Origin of the sequence: Bacillus sp. ISL-35 (assembly GCF_018613355.1) — a bacterium.
In the GTDB taxonomy this organism is placed as follows: Bacteria; Bacillota; Bacilli; order Bacillales; family Cytobacillaceae; genus Mesobacillus.
Genome location: NZ_JAGGQK010000014.1, coordinates 1 through 20,705, shown reverse-complemented (window position 1 = coordinate 20,705; position 20,705 = coordinate 1). Strand labels below are relative to the sequence as shown.

The 20,705-nt window shown below is 39.9% G+C and carries 14 protein-coding genes; 6 read left to right on the top strand and 8 right to left on the bottom strand.

The window, feature by feature from the left end; genetic code table 11:
• Positions 1 to 31: 31 nt before the first annotated feature.
• Positions 32 to 1,429 carry a S8 family peptidase gene (locus J7E38_RS17760; RefSeq protein WP_214708387.1) on the bottom strand — a complete coding sequence of 466 codons (1,398 nt, stop codon included), beginning with the start codon at positions 1,427 to 1,429 and terminating at the stop codon, positions 32 to 34.
• A 420-nt stretch (positions 1,430 to 1,849) separates the two neighbouring features.
• Between J7E38_RS17760 and parE the strand changes: the two genes are divergently transcribed.
• The 5 genes from parE (at position 1,850) to J7E38_RS17735 (ending at position 9,302) form a co-directional block, all read left to right on the top strand.
• On the top strand, positions 1,850 to 3,829 hold the full coding sequence (parE, locus tag J7E38_RS17755) for a DNA topoisomerase IV subunit B (protein ID WP_215038777.1): 1,980 nt from the start codon (positions 1,850 to 1,852) through the stop codon (positions 3,827 to 3,829).
• Positions 3,826 to 6,258 carry a DNA topoisomerase IV subunit A gene (parC, locus tag J7E38_RS17750; protein WP_214708383.1) on the top strand — a complete coding sequence of 811 codons (2,433 nt, stop codon included), beginning with the start codon at positions 3,826 to 3,828 and terminating at the stop codon, positions 6,256 to 6,258. The genes parE and parC overlap by 4 nt, the downstream gene beginning before the upstream one ends.
• A gap of 189 nt (positions 6,259 to 6,447) precedes the next feature.
• The gene (locus J7E38_RS17745; RefSeq protein ID WP_214708381.1) at positions 6,448 to 7,872 is read left to right on the top strand and encodes an alanine/glycine:cation symporter family protein; all 1,425 of its coding nucleotides are present in this window, start codon (positions 6,448 to 6,450) and stop codon (positions 7,870 to 7,872) included.
• Between the two features lie 89 nt (positions 7,873 to 7,961).
• Positions 7,962 to 8,729 (top strand): hypothetical protein, encoded by a 768-nt coding sequence (locus tag J7E38_RS17740; RefSeq protein WP_214708379.1) that lies wholly within the window; start codon positions 7,962 to 7,964, stop codon positions 8,727 to 8,729.
• Between the two features lie 81 nt (positions 8,730 to 8,810).
• Positions 8,811 to 9,302, top strand: a complete 492-nt coding sequence (locus J7E38_RS17735) for a staygreen family protein (RefSeq protein WP_214708377.1) — start codon at positions 8,811 to 8,813, stop codon at positions 9,300 to 9,302.
• Between the two features lie 708 nt (positions 9,303 to 10,010).
• Here J7E38_RS17735 and xerS read toward each other — a convergent pair.
• The 6 genes from xerS to J7E38_RS17705 all read right to left on the bottom strand — a co-directional run bounded on the left by xerS (position 10,011) and on the right by J7E38_RS17705 (position 17,199).
• Positions 10,011 to 11,093 carry a tyrosine recombinase XerS gene (gene xerS / locus J7E38_RS17730; RefSeq protein WP_214708376.1) on the bottom strand — a complete coding sequence of 361 codons (1,083 nt, stop codon included), beginning with the start codon at positions 11,091 to 11,093 and terminating at the stop codon, positions 10,011 to 10,013.
• A gap of 512 nt (positions 11,094 to 11,605) precedes the next feature.
• Entirely contained in the window at positions 11,606 to 12,877 is a 1,272-nt protein-coding gene (locus tag J7E38_RS17725; protein ID WP_214708374.1) for an ATP-binding protein, read from the bottom strand.
• 205 nt (positions 12,878 to 13,082) lie between these two features.
• The gene (locus J7E38_RS17720) at positions 13,083 to 13,511 is read right to left on the bottom strand and encodes a YdhK family protein (protein WP_483297185.1); all 429 of its coding nucleotides are present in this window, start codon (positions 13,509 to 13,511) and stop codon (positions 13,083 to 13,085) included.
• A gap of 784 nt (positions 13,512 to 14,295) precedes the next feature.
• On the bottom strand, positions 14,296 to 15,702 hold the full coding sequence (locus tag J7E38_RS17715; RefSeq protein ID WP_215038799.1) for an MATE family efflux transporter: 1,407 nt from the start codon (positions 15,700 to 15,702) through the stop codon (positions 14,296 to 14,298).
• 99 nt (positions 15,703 to 15,801) lie between these two features.
• On the bottom strand, positions 15,802 to 16,659 hold the full coding sequence (locus tag J7E38_RS17710; protein WP_214708368.1) for a hypothetical protein: 858 nt from the start codon (positions 16,657 to 16,659) through the stop codon (positions 15,802 to 15,804).
• A gap of 21 nt (positions 16,660 to 16,680) precedes the next feature.
• Positions 16,681 to 17,199, bottom strand: a complete 519-nt coding sequence (locus tag J7E38_RS17705; protein ID WP_214708366.1) for a hypothetical protein — start codon at positions 17,197 to 17,199, stop codon at positions 16,681 to 16,683.
• A gap of 206 nt (positions 17,200 to 17,405) precedes the next feature.
• Here J7E38_RS17705 and J7E38_RS17700 point away from each other — a divergent pair, with 206 nt between their 5' ends.
• Complete coding sequence (locus tag J7E38_RS17700; RefSeq protein WP_251030383.1) at positions 17,406 to 18,914, top strand: multicopper oxidase family protein; 1,509 nt, start codon at positions 17,406 to 17,408, stop codon at positions 18,912 to 18,914.
• A gap of 392 nt (positions 18,915 to 19,306) precedes the next feature.
• Here the strand turns inward: J7E38_RS17700 and J7E38_RS17695 are convergent, their stop codons facing one another.
• On the bottom strand, positions 19,307 to 20,062 hold the full coding sequence (locus J7E38_RS17695) for a C39 family peptidase (protein ID WP_214708361.1): 756 nt from the start codon (positions 20,060 to 20,062) through the stop codon (positions 19,307 to 19,309).
• Between the last annotated feature and the right edge of the window lie 643 nt (positions 20,063 to 20,705).

Sequence of the window (20,705 nt, the reverse complement as noted above, 5' to 3'; positions counted from 1 at the left end):
CCAAAATTTCTGGCGGCTTGTTTTTTTTGATTCATTTTAGCCATTTTAATAAAGACTTTTGTGTATTGCCTCTGGCAGGCTGTTCTTTGTTCGCCTCCTGCAAGGCTGAATTCACGTCGATCAAGCCATTTCCGTAATCTGTGTCTTTTCCCTGCTCACCAAGATCTATCGCAGAGGTCTTTATGATGTTGATGACCTGGGAGCTTTTTAAGTCCGGGTTAGCTGATTTAATTAATGCAGCCAAACCTGCGACATGGGGAGCAGCCATGGATGTTCCAGACAGAGCTGCATACTGTGCATTGAAAAAGGTGCTCGGTATATTCACCCCAGGAGCAGCGATGTCTATATAATCCCCATAATTAGAAAAGTTCGCTCTATTGCCGTTATAATCAACTGCAGCCACGCTCAGAACCTCGGGATATGCCGAAGGGTAAGTAGGCTGATTGGATCCGTCATTACCGGCTGCAGATACCATGACGACATTTTTGTCATAGGCATAACGGACAGCTTCTTCTAAGACCTTGGATGGCTGGTAATTGCCAAGGCTCATATTGATGACATCCGCGCCATGGTCGACAGCCCAGATGATACCTTTGGCGATATCGAATGTAGTACCATAACCTTTCGCACCCATTGCTTTTACAGGCATAATCTTACTGAACCATGTCATGCCGGCAACACCTTCACCATTATTTGTTTCTGATGCAATGATCCCGGCCACATGTGTTCCGTGGCCATTGTCATCATCCGGCTCCCGTTTTTCGTCTATCACATTATAGCCTGACACAATCCGGTTCTTTAACTCGGGGTGATCCAGGTCAACACCTGTATCGACAACGGCTATTTCAATTTGTTCTTTTCCCCGTGTAATATTCCAGCCTTGCTCTGTTCCGATTGCTGGCAAATTCCATTGATAATTCTCCTGGTAAAGCAAATCATTTGGCCCGTTTGCTTCGTTTTGCATCAGGATAAAATTAGGCTCGGCATACTCAATGTTCTGCCTCTGGTTAAAATATTCTATCATTTGCGGTGTTTCCAAGGATGTGGACCTGAAGATATAAACCGAATTCAGGTGCTTTATGACCCAGCCCTTGATGTCGCGGGTAATTTCATCTATTTCATCAGCACTTGGCTCTGTTACGAAATCAACTGCAGCCTCATGATCATAATAATGACTCGTATCCTTCTTGTTATGGAAAATAAGCGTGATTTCTTCTTGTGTATTGAGCTGCCTCTTGATTTTCTCTCCCATTTCTACATTGTTTACGTTTGCCATCGATTGTATCATCATGATTCTTTGGCCAGTAGAATGAGTTTTCGCACCAAGTTTATTGCTGTGAACAGGATCATTCCTGAACACACCGGCCGCCGTAAGGGCAAGAACGAGAATTAATGATGCCCCCAGGATGAAAACCTTCGTGCTTTTCATGATATGAGCCCTCCAAAAAAAAGATTTGTTCTTATATTGCAGAACAAACGGTAAAATTAACGGCGGTAATCAATGGCAGTTCCTTTCAATTCAAAATAGGAACATGTAAAGTGTATGGAGCAATTTTATAGGCTTAAAGTTTTGTTTTTCATGATCGTAAGTAACCCAAAATCCTGTTTTTTATGACAAATTTCCAAATTAATTCTTTAAATCCGTTTGCCAAATCCCAATTAATCGCTACAATTAAGCATAGACGCCATTATTATGGTAAAATAAACAAAGAGAACAATTGTTCTGATATTGATAAAAGGCATATTATTTAATATCATTTTGACAAAAAAGAGGAATACTTAAGGAATTCATTGACACTATACATAAAAACCGTCAATGTTGTTTGCAAGAAATGAAAGGGGTATGTTCGTGGCAAGAAATCAGCAAGCTTTTGATTATAATGATGATGCCATTCAAGTACTAGAAGGCCTTGAAGCGGTCCGTAAAAGGCCTGGTATGTATATTGGCAGCACAGATACCCGGGGACTTCATCACCTCGTGTATGAAATCGTTGATAACTCCGTTGACGAAGCACTTGGCGGCTACGGAAATCACATCATCGTCAAAATCCATAAAGATAATTCGATCAGTGTCCAGGATAAAGGTCGTGGTATGCCTACAGGGATGCATAAGCTAGGAAAGCCCACACCGGAAGTCATCCTAACTGTCCTCCACGCAGGCGGTAAGTTTGGACAAGGCGGTTATAAAACAAGCGGCGGTCTGCATGGTGTCGGCGCGTCAGTCGTAAATGCGCTATCTGAATGGCTTGTAGTCACCATAAAACGCGATGGCTTTGTTTATGAGCAGCGTTTCGAAAACGGCGGAAAGCCGGTGACAACTCTTGAGAAAATCGGCAAGACAAACCAGACAGGAACAACGATCCATTTCAAACCAGATGCCGAAATTTTCTCTACTTTGACATATAACTATGACACATTATCTGAAAGGCTTCGCGAGTCAGCATTTTTGCTGAAAGGCTTGAAAATTGAGCTGATCGATGACCGGAATAACGAGAAAGATGTCTTCCATTTCGAAACAGGCATCCAGGCATTTGTTGAATATTTGAACGAAGAAAAAGATGTTCTGCATCCAGTGGTCAGCTTTGAAGGAGAATACAGCAAAATAGAAGTTGAGTTTGCCTTTCAATTCAATGATGGATACTCGGAGAACGTTCTCTCATTCGTCAACAATGTCAGGACGAAAGATGGCGGAACACATGAAGCAGGTGCAAAGACTGCGATGACCAGGGTATTCAATGAGTACGCCCGTAAGGTTGGACTGCTCAAGGAAAAGGACAAAAACCTGGATGGAGCGGATATCCGCGAAGGACTGGCAGGGATCGTATCTGTCCGAATTCCAGAGGAACTGCTTCAGTTTGAGGGACAGACCAAGGGTAAGCTCGGAACAAGTGAAGCCAGGTCAGCGGTTGATTCGGTCGTATCGGAACATCTGTCATATTTCCTTGAGGAGAATCCGGATGTAAGTACCTTGCTGATCCGAAAATCGATCAAGGCTTACCAGGCCCGTGAAGCTGCCCGTAAAGCACGAGAAGATGCGCGCAGCGGGAAAAAGAGGAAAAAATCGGATGCAATGCTATCAGGCAAATTGACTCCGGCTCAATCAAAGAATCCGGCAAAAAATGAATTATACCTTGTCGAGGGAGATTCTGCCGGCGGTTCTGCCAAGCAGGGCCGGGACAGAAAATTCCAGGCCGTACTGCCATTGCGCGGTAAAGTCATCAACACGGAAAAAGCCAAGCTCCAGGATATTTTTAAAAACGAGGAAATCAATACGATCATTCATGCCATTGGTGCGGGAGTGGGATCGGATTTCAACATAGATGACATCAACTATGACAAGATTGTCATCATGACAGATGCCGATACTGACGGTGCCCATATCCAGGTGCTGTTGCTGACATTCTTCTACCGGTACATGAAGCCGCTTATCGAAGCTGGCAAGGTATTCATTGCCCTTCCTCCGCTGTATAAAGTCAGCAAAGGGACAGGCAAAAAGGAAATCATTGAATATGCCTGGAGTGATGATGAACTGAAAGGCGCAATCAAGAAGATTGGCAAAGGCTACATCATCCAGCGTTACAAAGGTCTTGGCGAGATGAATGCTGATCAGCTTTGGGAAACAACAATGGACCCTGAAACAAGGACATTGATTCGTGTCCGGATAGATGATGCCGCAAGAGCGGAGCGGAGGGTCACTACACTTATGGGTGATAAGGTAGAACCCCGCAGGAAATGGATTGAATCCAATGTCGCTTTCGGTCTTGAGGAAGACGGCAATATTCTGGAAAATGAAAACATCTCAGTTGCAGAGGAGGTTGCAGGCGAATGAGTTCAGTAGAAAAATTTCGTGACCTCCCACTAGAAGACGTATTGGGCGACCGATTTGGCCGCTATAGTAAATATATAATCCAAGAACGTGCCCTCCCGGATGCCCGTGACGGACTGAAGCCTGTACAGCGCAGAATTTTGTACGCTATGCATGTTGAAGGCAACACAAGTGAAAAAGGATTCCGAAAATCAGCCAAGACAGTCGGTAACGTCATTGGTAACTACCACCCGCACGGTGATTCTTCTGTATATGAAGCTATGGTCCGTATGAGCCAGGACTGGAAAGTGCGGAATTACCTGGTTGACATGCACGGGAATAACGGAAGCATCGATGGTGACCCTCCGGCGGCAATGCGTTATACCGAAGCACGATTATCAGCGATTGCCGGTGAACTGTTAAGGGATATCGAAAAGAGGACGGTTGAGTTCATCCCGAACTTTGATGACACGTCCAGTGAGCCTACTGTGCTTCCGGCGATGTTCCCAAACCTGCTCGTGAATGGTTCGACAGGGATATCAGCTGGATACGCCACAGATATTCCGCCTCATAATTTAGCGGAAGTGATTGATGGGGTTATCATGAGGATGGACAACCCTGCCTGTACGGTCGAAGATTTGATGAATGTGATCAAAGGACCGGACTTCCCAACGGGAGGAATTATCCAGGGTGTTGAAGGAATCGCCAAAGCTTACAAGACTGGCAAGGGAAAGATTATTGTTCGCGGCAAAGCTGAAATCGAGGATATCCGTGGCGGCAAACAGCAGATCGTCATCACGGAAGTTCCATATGAAATCAATAAGGCCAACCTCGTCAAGAGAATTGATGAATTCCGTTTAGACCGGAAAGTTGAAGGGATTTCAGAGGTTCGTGATGAAACTGACCGCACAGGCCTTCGTGTTGTGATCGAACTGAAGAAGGAAGCCGATGCAAACGGTGTTTTGCACTATCTTTACAAGAACAGCGATTTGCAGATTACCTATAACTTCAATATGGTTGCCATCAACAAGAAACGTCCGGTATTGATGGGGCTTGCTGAACTTCTTGATGCCTACATCGGCCATCAGAAGGATGTCGTTACAAAAAGATCACAGTATGACCTTCAAAAAGCCCGTGACCGCCAGCATATCGTCGAAGGCTTAATGAAGGCATTGTCCATCCTGGATCAGGTGATTGCGACGATCCGTGCTTCAAAGGATAAACGAAATGCAAAAGATAATTTGATCCAGAAGTTCGAATTTACTGAAGTCCAGGCCGAAGCGATTGTTTCCCTCCAGCTTTATCGCCTGACGAATACTGATATTACTGCCCTCCAGGCCGAAGCAGAGGAGCTTGCCAAGAAGGTAGAAGAACTAACCGCCATTCTTGGCAGCGAGAAAAAGCTTTTGGCAGTCATCAAGAAGGAATTGAAGGATGTCAAGAAGCGCTTCTCAGATGAACGCCGGACGAAAATCGAGGAAGAGATTGAGGAAATCAAAATCAACCTTGAGGTGCTGATCGCGAGTGAAGATGTGATTGTCACGGTAACGAAGGATGGCTATGTAAAACGTACTAGCCAAAGGTCCTTTGCGGCTTCCAATGGACAGGATTTTGCCATGAAGGATACTGACAGGCTATTATCCCAATTGAATATGAACACAAAGGATGTCCTGCTGTTGTTCACCAATAAGGGAAGCTACCTTCATTTACCTGTCCATGAGCTCCCAGACATCCGCTGGAAGGACCTTGGTCAGCATGTGGCCAATATCGTCCCGCTCGACCGTGATGAAGAAATCATCAGAGCAGTACCTGTTACCGATTTCGAACAGAAACTGTTCTTTGTGTTTGTCACGAAGAATGGCATGGTGAAAAAATCCGAATTGAGCCTCTATAAAGCTCAGCGCTATTCTAAGCCATTAACCGCCATCAATGTCAAAGGTGATGATCGAGTTATCGATGTCCATCTATCAAACGGAGAAAAGGATTTATTCCTTGCCTCTCACTATGGCTATGGCTTGTGGTTTAGCGAAGAAGACATCAGTCCAATAGGAATCCGGGCAGCCGGAGTTAAGGGAATGAACCTTAAGGATGGAGACTATGTTGTGGGTGGTAAAATCATTGATGCCAACGAAAATCCATCCATTGTCATTGCAACCCAGCGCGGTGCAGTGAAGAAAATGAAGCTTTCTGAATTCGAAAAAACTTCACGTGCAAAACGCGGAGTCGTGATGCTTCGTGAATTGAAAGCAAATCCACATCGCATTATCGGTGTTGAAGCTGTCCGTGGTGAGGATGAAATCTTCTTCCTTTCCGAAAAGCAGCAGATTGTTTCGCTAAAAGCAGCAGATTTGAGGAATAGTGACCGCTACACAAATGGGTCATTCATTGTTGATGAAAGCGAAACAGGTAAGCTTTTAACCATTTGGAAAAGTGAAACCGAACAGGAAAAATAATAAATAACTTAAAAAACACAGCAATTGAGCTGTGTTTTTTGTTTTTAATTACGAATTTAGGGGTAAATGCTTAGAGGTTCATGTACCCATTAAAGGTACATGGTAGTCATGTACCATTGTAATGAGGGCGCCCTTTTGGTACATTTAGAACTATATCAAAATAACTTTACTGTAGATAAGGAGTTTTATATGGAGCTTTTCAACAATATCATATCGGAATTAAACAACTATATGTGGAGCTATATCTTAATTGCTGTTCTAGTCATATTAGGTACATATTTCACTTTTAGAACAAGATTTGTCCAGTTTAAGTACTTTCCTGAAATGATAAGGGTACTAAAGGATCCAGCAACTGTCTCATCTGAAGGAAAAAGGGGCCGGTCTTCGTTTCAGGCGTTCACGGTAAGTCTTGCTTCAAGGGTCGGTACAGGGAATCTTGCAGGTGTAGCGACGGCTATTTCTGCCGGTGGTCCGGGGGCTGTCTTCTGGATGTGGCTTATTGCGTTTATTGGAGCAGCTTCAAGCTTTATCGAAAGTACATTGGCCCAGATTTATAAAGTAAAAGACAAGGATGAATACCGCGGCGGTCCGGCTTACTATATGGAACGCGGGCTGAATAAAAGATGGCTAGGAATACTATTTGCAGTCATCATTGTTTTTACCTTTGGATTGGTATTCAGTTCTGTTCAATCCAACACCATTTCTCTGGCATTTGACCAGGCATTTGGATTTGATCGATTTTGGATGGGAATCATTCTGTCCATTATGACAGCCGCTATCATTTTTGGCGGGATCAAAAGAATAGCGTTTGTATCCCAGATCATTGTCCCAATTATGGCAGTTTTGTATTTGATCTTGGCATTGTATATCGTTTTCACAAATCTCAGCGAAGTTCCCGCGATGTTCTCACTAATCTTCAAAAACGCTTTTGGACTTCAGGAAGCCGTTGGCGGAGGTATGGGAGCAGCTGTCATGATGGGAATCAAACGAGGGCTATTCTCAAACGAAGCTGGTATGGGCAGTGCACCAAATGCAGCCGCTACGGCTGCAGTGACTCATCCTGTAAAACAAGGATTAATCCAAACACTTGGCGTTTTTACGGATACAATTTTAATTTGTTCAGCAACTGCCTTCATCATCATTATGTCTGGAGAGTATATGAATGCTGATTTAGATGGTATTCAGTTAACCCAGGCGGCCTTGACAACACACGTCGGTTCATGGGCACCAGCGTTTGTTGGAGGAGCGATTTTCCTATTTGCATTCACTTCGATCATCGGGAACTATTATTATGGTGAAACGAATATTGAGTTCATCAAAGAAAGCAAGACAGCATTATTGGTATATCGACTTGCTGTCATCGCAATGGTCTTATTCGGTTCAATTGTCGATTTAGCGATTGTCTGGAATCTTGCGGATTTATTCATGGGAATCATGGCACTAATTAACCTTGCAGCCATTACCTTGCTCGCAAAAATTGCCATGGCAGCCCTAAAGGATTACAGGGAACAGCGGAAACAAGGGAAGGACCCTGTTTTCTATGCTGACTCTATTGAAGGTCTGAGTGGCATTGAATCATGGGATTACCGAGAGAAAGCACAGAATAAGAATTAACCTTCTAAACCCTCTGGATTGATCAGAGGGTTTTTTTGTGTATCTTTTTTCCATATTTAGAGATATTAACTATATTGGAGGGATGCACAATGAAAAAGGAACTATTGATTACATTCACCGCATTCTTTTTTATGTCGTTGACTGCTCTGACCGGCGCGTATGCAGGTGATTCCAGGGAGAAGGCGACGGTGTCAGTGTCAGTATCGGAAGAAAAGGTCGACATCACAGGTGATGGAAAGAAGGATATAATTTATGTAAAAGGTGTGCCATTTGAAGAAGGTACACAGTTCCTTAAGGAGATTTATTTAAAAATCAAAGCGTCTAATGGCAAAACATACAAGATTGATCTCGAAGGGGGATATGATCCCTCTACTGAATATAAAGACCTTAATGACGATTCTGTTAAAGATATTTTCATCAGTGTACCAACTGGTGGAAGTGGAGGTCTGTCGAATTTTTATTTATATACATTAAAAGATTTTCAGGTTGTCAATCTGACCGTACCGGAACCTTTGTCAGTCAGCAGTCAATTTGAAGACGGCTATAAAGCGTCTGTCCGCATCGAGCAAACAGGCCAGTCTTACAGCTTTGATTTAAGTGACAGGAAAGCGGATTATGACAGGCTTGGTCTTTATCATGACGGGAAGCTAAATGAACCGACTGAATTGATGGTTCTGCCATTTGGAACTTTAAAGCCAATCAAAGTCAAGGCTGGACAATACGGATTAATCGGCAGCCAGCGAATAAATGGAGCCTATAACGCAGACGGAATTGCAAACCTGGAATCAACCTGGTTATACGAACAGGGAAAATGGAAACTGCTGAAAGCAGAGGTAATCAATCTTACCGCACAGTAAAATAGGCAAATGTCACGAATGAATGCTATTTGGCATACGCTATTGGAAAAGGATTCTTTTTTCAGGAAGGAGCCTTCTGCCATGAGCAAATTCAAGCCAGAGAAATTAACCGTCACTTTTATTCCGCCAGCAACAGCCTACATGCCTATTGACAGCAGGAAATATACATTGACGCACTCAGATTTGACCGGTGAGTTGTTTTTAGCAATCGGGAATGTTTATGATTACCAGGCCATCAACTATAAAATGCGGGATGAAGTATTGGCAGACTGGGTAACGATTAACGGTGAATATATTTTGTATGCAAATGTATACGTCAGCAATGGGGAATATGACCTGAATATGTCGCGGATCCGATATATGATTTTCAAACGAGAATTGGATTTAGCATTGACAGCGATGATTTATGGAGACAAGAGCTTTTTTACCTATCATCCATGGCTGCTGGATGCACCAATCTACGTACAGTTTGCATCCAATTATCCCGAATTCAATGAAATCGCTTATTACGGAACACCAAGATTCTATTTAAACAAGGTGAATAGCAAAAGAGTAACAGAAACACAGGTTTAGGCCTGTGTTTTTATGTTTTATTCCGAAAGGGAGTAGAAGTGCGTTTTAAATAACATAATAATATTATGTAAACATGACTTTTGTAATCTAGGGATTCTTAAGAGGGCTGGATTAAAAGAAGGATTAGGTTTGATAAATTAAGAATCTAATGATTGCAAATCAGAATCCAATTGAATCAGCTTAAAATATCAAAACAAATGAATTTAGCTGCAATTGCGGAAAGATAAGTGAAACATAATGAATTACATGTAAATTGTTGATCTGTAAATTAAATATGAGAATTGTTAATCTAATATAAAATCTATTAGCAAACAAAATATTGTTAATTTAATACAATGAGATTTTATAGAGAAAGTTTAATGAATTTTCTGTTTCTGTCTCACTGATTTGAGTATACTTAGATATTGAGATGAGATGCTTGATTTTTGGTATAACTTCCGAGAATTTATGTTATGTAAACTAGATAATAAATTTTTAGTGAAGTATTAATAACACTTCTCCTCTCACCTGTCCGTTGAAGAGAATCTACCTACATAAATGAAGAGAATCTGCCTACATTCTTTCCTTTTTAGTGTTTTGGAGCAATAACCTAAGTTTCTGCTCCAAAACCAGTAAATTTTTTTTAAAAAGAACTTGCCTACATAGATAAATCTTGAAGTGAATTCACCTACATACAAAATTATTGAAGAGAACTTACCTACATTAGCATTATTGTTCTTTTGGCATATTAAGTTTATTGATAGCATTTTTTAAATCCTCATTTTTTAAATGTGTATATATCATCGTAGTTTCAATTGAGGAATGGCCTAATTGTCTTCTTAATTTGGGTACATCGTTTATTTCAGAATGGTACCTGGTTGCGAAAGAATGTCTTAATTTGTGTACTGATAAGGATGGTTTCCCAAACGCTATCGCATATTTTTCAATCAATTTCTCGATAGCTCTTCCTGACAGTCTTCTGGTCGTTCCTTTAGGACCCATAGGAGCTGCAACAAATACAGCTTTATTTTCTCTCGGAATATTGTATTTATTACTCCTAATACTCAGATATGCTTTTAAATCAGTCATTGCTTGCTCACTAAAGTATACGTATTGTTCTTTGTTTCCTTTTCTTATTACTCTCACACAGTTTTTATTAAAATCGATATCCTCTATATTTAACCATACTAATTCAGATAACCTTAAACCTGATCCTAAGAATAATGATACAATTGCTGTATCACGTTCTTTATTCATTTCATGAAATGTAGTAATGCGTTTATTTGATTTATTTATTTCACCGTAATTCTTAGCAACAAATACTCTAAAGTCTTCATATTCGTCTCCAATTAAAATTTTTCCTTCCATTCGGTTTGCGATTGTTTCAGGATCCTCGGACACATCATTAAATTCAATTTTCGCCATTACATTGCGGATTAAATATGGTTCTAATTTCTCGGTTTCAGCTATATTTTGCAAATAATTGAACAGTGATTTTAAAGATGATAACTTTCTATTAATGGTTATTTCTCTGTTGTCTAACTGGAACTTTAAGAAGCTTAGAAAGTCCTCAATTTGTTGAGTAGTAAGAGTCTCAAACAGTGAGAGCGGAATTTCTTTTATTTCTCCATTATAAAAACCCTCAGACACCAACCAATTAAAAAAGATCTTAAAATCATGACAGTAATTAAGCAAAGTTCCTGGTGATAGTTTTCTTTTTTTCTTATCAATATATTCTTCTACATACCACGGGAGATCTTTAAGTATAAAATCAAGTTTTTTGTAATTTTGTGACTGCGAGTTATTTTTCATCAAATTACTCCTAAGGAAAAAAATAATATTCATTATAATATTACATCAAATTCATATTTTACGTAATAATATTTTTAAATCCTTGGGGTAACTGTGCAAAAAAATGTATACCCCTATTCTTTGATATGACTAAACTAGGCAACCATAAATATTTCGTATTTTTTAAATTACTTTGTTCTAAGGAACTTCTCCAAACCTGATTGATTCTATTTAGCTAAATAACCAACTAATGATCTCCTCCGGTGCATCAATAGACACTTATCATTTATTTCTCTGCTTGGTTCTTAGCTACACAAGTTATATAGGTATATAATATTATTATTCTATGAATAAATTTATCTAAATTATTGTTTAGTTTAGGAAAAGGGATTCCGACACTTTATCGCTAATGATTTAAGGACCTCCATTGAAATACTTCCACCCTTATCTTTAACTATTACCTGAATCTTATTACTTTAAAATAAGCCTTTTTCCTATGAAAAGAGCTATTCTGCTGGCCACCAAATCTGCAATTATAATAATCCTTTTAACAGTTTTTGTTGCTCTTCTATAAATACGCCTTTAATTGCATGAATGTCCCAATTAAACTTTTCAAATAAATTATTTAATACCTCAATTGCGATTGTACTACCATTAGATATTAATTCTTCAACCCCAAGGTTTATTTCTAAGTGTGCTTCGTCCTCTATAGTTGAAATATAGTCACGGAAAAGCGCTCTTGTAGCTTCATAGAAGAAAAGTTGTCTTCCTTTAATTCCATAACACTCTATTCTTATTGTAATTTCATCGCCTAGTATTTTTCTTTGTGCTAACCTAGTTGCAAATTCAAATATTTCTGTAAATAAATAGAGCGAACTAATAATCTCTAATCCCTTCCCATTCACTCTTTTTTGATATCTATCATCCATATACTCTTCGTACATGGAATTATAATAAATGAATTGACCACTCTTATAAAATCTTAATAGCTCTTTGAATTGACCAAAGTTTTCTTTAGATTGGACATAATTATTTCCATTCGCAAAACCGTTCAAGTGTGGAAAATCCCACCCTCTCAAACTCAACTTGTTGTCTTGTAAAATCTTTTTACAATTTACCAACGTTTCAATTCTATCTTCTTCATAAAAAGTAGGTCTTATTGTAATTTTCCAATAGCCTTTTTTCTTAATCAGATTGACTATTTCATCATCTTCAATTCCAACTAACTCTTTCGTATAACTCTCCTGGGATGTATCGTCGTCAGCTAGGTGTAATCCAGAATCTCTTACCCTCATATAGAATTGTCTAATTCCCTTATTTATTGCAAGATCCATTAATTCTCTCATTTCGGATTGAGACCTAATAAGAGCGGATTCGGGTTTATTTTTTGATCTTGAAAATACCGCTCCTTCTTTTAGTCCTTGTTCTCCACTTCTTTTACAAATTATGGGCAATTCATCAAACTCAGGGATCCTCATTAAAATAAAGTACTTATTATCCTTTTTAATTGGATATATATGGAACGATATAGGAGGATCTGCAAATTTATTAACCTCAACTACTACATGATCATAGTTTAATTTTTCGTAATGCTCCTGTTCCATACCCGTTAACTTCTCTAAGCCTTGTTTTTCATCGTCAATGCCAAGGATAAGATTTCCACCATCTTTAGTGTTACTCATAGCTAAAATACATTTTACGATTTTTGCTTTATGTTGTGGATTACCCCAATCGTAAGTTTTCTTAAATTCGATATTCCTCGTTTCTCCCCCAGCCTCTAATAATTCTAATATTTTTTCAAACATTAAATCAGCTCCTAATAAATTTTATTATCAATAGTGATATTTTACTATTTATTGGATAGAAATGACTATGAAATATACCATTTTATAGAATCGGGGGACAAAATTCTAGGTAGTTTCATTAAGTATTAAAAAAAACAAAGTATACAAGCACATTAGTACCTGTATACTTTGTTTTTTCGATGTTATACTTTATTATTCTGTTTTTTTACTCAATGGATTTTAATTCACTTTCAGTGATCCATTTATGATTCTCTACTTTTTCTCCATATGTTGTTGTAAAGTCAAGCATATAGACAGTGGTATCTACAGCTGATTCGATGATAGCCGTAGCACCATCCATGCCTTCCATGTGATCTGCGTTAAGGGTTACTTCTGTACCAGGTTCAAGAGGTTCTTCCCCTGGGTTTTCTAACTCTTCATGAATTACCCATTTATGATCTTTCACAGGCTCTCCGCCAGTTGTAGGGTAATAAGTAATAGAGTATGCAGTGGTGTCATATGCTCCTTTGATGGTTGCTAGAGCACCTTTCATGCCTGGCATATGATCTGCTTCAATAATAGCCTGGCTTCCGATTTCAAACTTCGGATTCTCTGCTGTTGCAAGTTCTTCAGGAACTTCACCTGAACTGGACATTGTTTCAGCCAGTTGAGATTCCATTGTTTCCTTGACCACAATAATTTTAGAGCGTACCTCGTTTATCCATCCATAAATCTCTTCAGCAATTGGTTCAGGATTGCTTTGATTTTTCACCTTGGCATCTAACTGGTTTTCTGCAGCGTTTAAACGATTAAGTAAGGGATTTATATCCTCTAGGTACTTTTCATACATTTCTACCTCTGCAGCTGTTAGAGGAGCTTCCCCCAGTGAAGTTTCGATATCCTCGATTTTAGTTTCAACAGCTATCACTTTTTTTTCTACAATAGCTAGTTTTTTCTCATCGTTCAATTCAACTACAATCTGATTATTGGGTTGGAATTTAGCTCCGGGATTATGAGCTTCTGCCGATACACCTGCAGCTGAAAAAACGAGTCCTAAAGCCGCTAAGCCTAAGCCTGAATTTCTCAACAGTTTGTTATTGGTCATTAATTTTCCTCCTTAAAAAAGATTCTTATGTCCTTTACCTCTTGGACACTTGGTAAAACACCAAAAAACCAATAAGAGTGAATTTCATAATTTTAACAGAACAGGGAGTTTGATTTGGTAGCCGGAAAGAAGATTACTGCTAAGACATCTCTAGTTATACGGTATAATTCTGTTTTTTTTGCTATTAATGTGTTTGATACAACTTGGTCTAACGACTTATTATTTTTACTAGACACCTTTTTAAGTAGGAATCCCCTTATGATAAGGTTAGATTCACTTTAATAATATTGTTACCTAAAAAAAAGCATACAGATTGATAACTGTATGCTCCTTATTAATAGTTATTAGCGCAAGCTGACATGTTTTCTTTGGTTGTTTGCGGATGGCAGTGAGATTCTGGCTCTGGTGCTTTTTCAAGTGCCATCCATTTTCCACGTTTGAATTGGATTACCAATACTATTGCACGAAATGCGATATCGGCTCCGATTGCTATCCATACTCCCGCGAGTCCCCAGCCCAGCTTGATTCCAAGAAGATAGACAAGTACGGTTCGTACCGCCCACATCCCGAATCCGGTCAGGTACATCGGGAATTTCGTGTTATTTGCCCCCTGGAAAGCTCCTGTAAGCACCATTAATACAGCGAGAAACGGCTGGAAAATACCGGATATTTTCAATGCGGTTCCTATATCATCGATAACTTGCTGTTCGTCGGTAAAAAAGCTGCCAGCCCAATCACCGAGGAAGAAGAGCAAGGCACCGAGCAGGGTCATCGCTCCTACTGTGAGGTAGGTGGATAGTTTGGCATAATGCTTGGCTTCTTCAAGATTGCCCGCACCGATTTGCTGGCCAACCAAGATTGTGGCGGCTGTAGCAAATCCATATCCAATCATATAGGAAAATACTTCGACATTTCCGGCAATCTGATGAGCGGCAAATGCATTGGTACCAAGGGCAACAACGAAACCGAAATAGACGATTTGGCCAGCACGCATGACTAATCTCTCGCCTGCAGCTGGGGCTCCAAGAGTAGTCAGTTCCATAAGATGTGTCCTGTCAATACTCCAGTAATCTCTTCTGAAAGTAAGAGTTTCTGTTTTATTGACATAGTAAAACAACGCAATGCTTCCAATCAATCTTGAAATTACCGTTGCAATCCCTGCTCCTACGATGCCCATTTCGGGTATGAACAAAAAACCGAAGATAAGGACATAATCCAAAACTGCATTGACAATATTGATGACAATACTCACCTTCATCGGCGATTTTGTATCGCCTGCTCCCCGCAGGATAGCGCTTAACACAAACATGAAGCTCATCACAATCGAAGGGATTCCAACAATCCGGAAATACAGAGCACCGGCCTCGAGGACCTCTGCCTCTATTCCCATTAGTTTCAGCAGTGGTTCAGCGAAAATCCAGGTAATAATCCCTGTTAAGATACCAAATATGGCAGCAAGGACGATTGATTGCTGTGATATATGCCTTGCTTTTTCCGGAAGGTTAGCACCAAGGAAGTTTGCAATCCTTACATTGGCTGCTACCCCAATTGCCATAAATAATGCAAAATATATCGCAAGGACTGCATTGGTGACCCCTACCGCCGAAACTTCTGCCAGACCGATTTTAGATACAAAGTATGTATCGACAAAGCCGAGGATCGTCTGGAAAAAATTTTCAATGACTGCGGGAATAGCAAGCACCGTGATAATTTTCAATCGTCCTTTGTTCGTTTGCGGCATGTCGATTTTCCCCTCAATATCCTTCACAGTTCCACCTCCTTTACTAGAAAATTGAACAATAGCACACAATTCTGTGTGCCATTGCTGTACTGCTACCTATTACTTAACTTCAATCACAAAAGGCACCGTATAAAGTTTTTGTTTGTACTTGAACTGTCCCCAAATTTTATACAATCCACTACGAGGAAAGCTGGTCATATACTCAACATCTGGTCCTTTTGTGTTTTCATCTACTGGATGGACATGGAGAAATTCATTCATATCCTCACTGACAATCACGACATGTCCTGCAGAACCAAGATAAGGTTCAAGTTCAGTAATTGGGTTTCCATTCTTATCCTTTAGGGTGAAAATCAAACTTATATGCTCATCCACTTTCGCTTCTGGGAGAATGAGCTCGATTGTCAGGTCGTCCATCTCCTTTTTCAAAAGCTTGTCGGGAACAACCTCTTCCTTGGTTTCTGAGCCCTTTACGACAAGCTCATGAGAAGCAAGCTGCTGATTTGCCCCCTCCGGCAGGAAATCTGCATAAAATTTATATTCCCCTGCCTTTGGGAAGGTTGTCTTCACCTGAAATCTGCCTTTCCCACGATAATGCGGATGAAGATGCTGGAATACAGATAAATCCTTTTTAATTGCCAGTAGGTGCATTTCTTTTTCATGCACAGCTTGAAAAGTCTCGATAACCTTCCCGGAGAAATCTTTTATGTCAATAAAAATTTCTGTTTCTTGATCCACTTTGACCGTATGAGGGTTTGAGGTCCAATCAACCTGTACTTTTGCTATGTTCTCCTTATGGTCGGTGTGTCCCTGATGGGAGTCCATCATGCTATGTTCTTGATGATGTTCATGACTGTCATGTGGTGTTCGACTGGACTGGCTACTATCTTTAGTCATACTGCTGGTCTGACTGTGGTCATGATTGTTTACAGTACTATGTTCATTTTCAGTATTCATCTCTCGACCTCCAATCAAAATCTATTCTTCCATCATATGACTGAAATGATTCATGACTTTCTTTTGTTCATCTGGCGTACCCATAGGCGTTACATCTGCTTCAATCTCCTTCAGGAATTCAGTAACCATATTAAGCAGCTTTACTTGCTGAAGTGCCATTTCAATATGAGTCTGTTTGACCTGCGGGTCCTTCATTTTAAGAGCTGAGACGAAGTTATCCTTCGCCATTGCCTCTGTAGAAGCCTTAATTTCCATTGCGATGTGCTTGTCCATCAGCTGTGACCCTCTAGATGTAGTTTCGAGCTGACCCTCCGGAAGCTCATTGAAATCCGGAAGCTTCTCAAAATCACTACTGTCAGGATCAAGCATATCCATCATGATACGCACATGGCTTCGTAAAATCCCTACCTTAGTATTTAGCAATTCAAGTAATTTTTCCTCTTTTGCTTCTCTTGCCATAAGCTTTACTTTCATGATCATGCCGTCATGGGCAGGTAGGTGAGTTGAAATTAACCCTAAGTCAGATGCAGGTAATAGCATATTTTTATTCCTCCTTAATTTTATTTACTTTATAGTTTCTACCACAGGTTTCTCGAATTAAACTCCATAGAAAATGCATATTTGACTACAGTTAGCATTATTGTTTGCAATTATAAACCGGCGCTTATAAAATACACAGCGAGGTATTGTGTATTCAAAAATAAAGTCATGTAAAAGCTAGATAAGTACTAAAGGAGGTAAAAATGATGAAAAAAATAGTTATGGCCGCACTTATCTTATTGATTCTGCTCATTGTGGGCGGCTGGTTTTTTATGAGAGGTTTTGGCGGCATGAACGGTAACATGCCTGGACAAGGGGGAGGAATGATGGATGGTGGTATGATGGGTAACGATAACGGAGAGGTTGAAGACATGAAGAATGACTCACTCGCTGATGGAGGAACCTCTCTTCCCATTCCCCCCATCCTAAAAGACGAGAATCCTGACCCAGGAAAAGCAGAGTTCACTCTTGTTGCCCAAAAAGGATCCATGGAGTTTATAGAAGGCAAACCAACAGATACGTTTGGATATAATGGCGATTACCTAGGACCCGTGATTCGTGTAAAAACTGGAGATGATGTTTCAATAAAAGTAAAAAATGAGATTGATGAAGCAACCACGGTCCATTGGCATGGACTAGAAGTTGACGGCGACCAGGATGGCGGCCCTCATTCCGGCATCCAGCCTGGAACCACGTGGAATCCGCAATTCAAAATTGAACAAAACGCTGCTACTTTATGGTACCATCCCCATCTACTCCATGAAACTGGCGAACACGTATATAAAGGACTTGCTGGTCTGTTTATAATTGATGATGAAGACAGTGACAACCTGGATCTGCCTAACGAATATGGGGTGAATGATATACCATTAATTGTCCAGGATAAACAGCTCGATGAAAACGGTCAGTTTACCTATGATTTGAGCATGCACGATGTCATGATGGGACTGCAGGGAGATACGATTATGGTGAATGGAGCCATTAATCCTTATGTTGAAGTTCCTAAAGGCAAGGTCCGTTTCCGGCTGCTGAATGGCTCTAATGCACGGATTTATCAATTCCAACTGAGCAACAATCAGAAATTTTACCAGATCGGGACAGATGGTGGACTCCTGGAAAAACCCGTAGAAATGGACAAGCTTATTTTAAGTTCTGCAGAACGTGCTGAGTTGATTGTTGATTTTTCAGAATATGAAGAGGGAGAAACCGTGGAATTGACCGATAAGGGAACTTCATTTATGAAATTCATCGTCACTGGCGAGGAAAAAGGGCCAAATAATGTTCCATCAAAATTGGTTGACATTCCAGATCCAGATGAAACCATGGCTGCACGTACTCGGAAATTCGTCATGTCAGGAATGGGCCGTAATGTCAGCATCAACGGCAAACAGATGGACATGGATCGCATTGACGAGCAGCTTAAGCTTCATGATACCGAGATTTGGGAAATTTCGAATGAAGGAATGGGCATGATGGGTAATAATATGGGCATGGCTCATCCGTTCCACGGCCATGGAACCCAATTCCTGATCCTTGATCGTGATGGGAATCCCCCGCCGCCAAATGAACGCGGATGGAAGGATACTATTTTGGTTGCACCTGGTGAAAAAGTCCGAGCAATTGCAACATTTGATCATAAAGGGTTATTCATGTACCATTGCCATATTCTCGAGCATGAAGACGCAGGGATGATGGGGCAATTTAATGTGGAATAGGCTGAAGGCTCCGGTGATTTACCGGAGCCTTTTGGTTGACCACTGTTTTAGGGTTTATGCATCTCAGATTCGCACCTATGCAAATAACGCAACTATAGCAGAAAGGCTGTCGCATTTTAAACGACAGCCTTTCATGCATGGGAAAGATTATATTAAAAAAGGGGGGTCCTAGTAATTAAATATAACGAATCAACGTGCATTTAGTGTGCAATTAATATTACATATGCATTACATTTCTCTTTATTAAAATTGATGAAAACTTTCTTGTCATAGAAGTTCGCATTTTTACATTTGTTAGAAAGAAAGATTTACATTATCCAAAAATCACAAAATGTGTATGGATGGTTAGCTAGTAGGTATTAATTAAATTCGTGCTAACCTAATTAACACCTTTATTCAGAAATCTGAGAATCAGGTAAAATGATTATGGCTTGCTTGCCCATTTGCTCCCAGGCCTCTTCAAAACTGTTGTATGGTTCTTTCCTGTTTTTTAATCCCGTGATAGGATCGTTAAAGTATATATATTTATCGTCGTAACCAGTAATTAGCACTGAATGTTCTTTGTATGTGATTGATACCGGTCCAGAGGGTGTTATCCATTCCTCAAAAGAAGAGGCCGGCAACTTCTTATAGGTTGTATTTATGATCACCCATATCGGAAGGTCCAAGGATAAATAGGTTTTAATTTCGGAAAAGTCAGCCCCCGTTATATCCTTTACTTTACCAGGTAAGTATTTTTCTGCTAGCTCAGTTATTGGTCTGTGGTAAACACCAAATCCGGGTTTCTTATAGGTATACATATCCCCAATATAGCCATCGTTTGGATGTCCCCAGTAAGTTACACCCTCTCTTTTTTTGAGCAACACTGGATTCTTCTTAATGCCTGAAGCTAATTCCATTTTATCCACATCAATATCATTGTATTGAAGCAACATTGCAAGACTAGTTACTTCACATCCTCGTGGAAGTTCCGGAAATTGTTTAACCACCGGTGCGTCAAGAAGCACTTTGTCCTTTATTCTTACAATTACGTTTTCCTTTATTGGTCCCTCGTTTTCATCCGATTCCTTTATTAAAGTTGCTTGGCCTACAACATTCCCCCCCATTGCCAACACCTTATCAAGTGATTCACCTCTGTCATAAAACATAAAAATCGCACCTATTAGGAAAGCAGATATGAGAGTTATCATAATGATTGCATGGCTCAATATAACGGTCTTAATCTTAGTACTCCCCCTGCCTGTAAATTTTTTAACCATGTTATCATTTAATTTAGGAGAAATTATGCAGGTGTCATATACATTTATCCCCCTTTTTTGAGGTGTTAGTGTTCTTATATTTATAGTTCTTAAGAATAACTAGCGGTATCGGATGGTAAGCAGTATCTATACCACTAAATTTAAGTCAGAAAAAATTTCCAATTAAAAAAGACCAACTATAAAGTTAGTGGTCATTAATATAATCTTCTCAAACTCTGTTGTTTTCTCAGCCAAAAGAAAAAATCAGGTTTTTAATTTTTCATTACTGCTCACACATTTTGAAAAAAAGTGACCTGATCATTTCATAATCTGGCATGGCATGTATGAAAAGTAACAATCAATGCAAAAACACACTAAATAAAAAAAAAACGGGTTTACTTGTGAGGTGCAAAACGGTATTTCACAGACATAATCACATATTAATTCACGCCAATTTCACAACACTATTCACAATACTAAAAGGCTTAGAGGAATTTTCATCTCTAAGCCTTTTTTCATATTACCTTATTGTGCTAAACCAGCTAATAGGAGT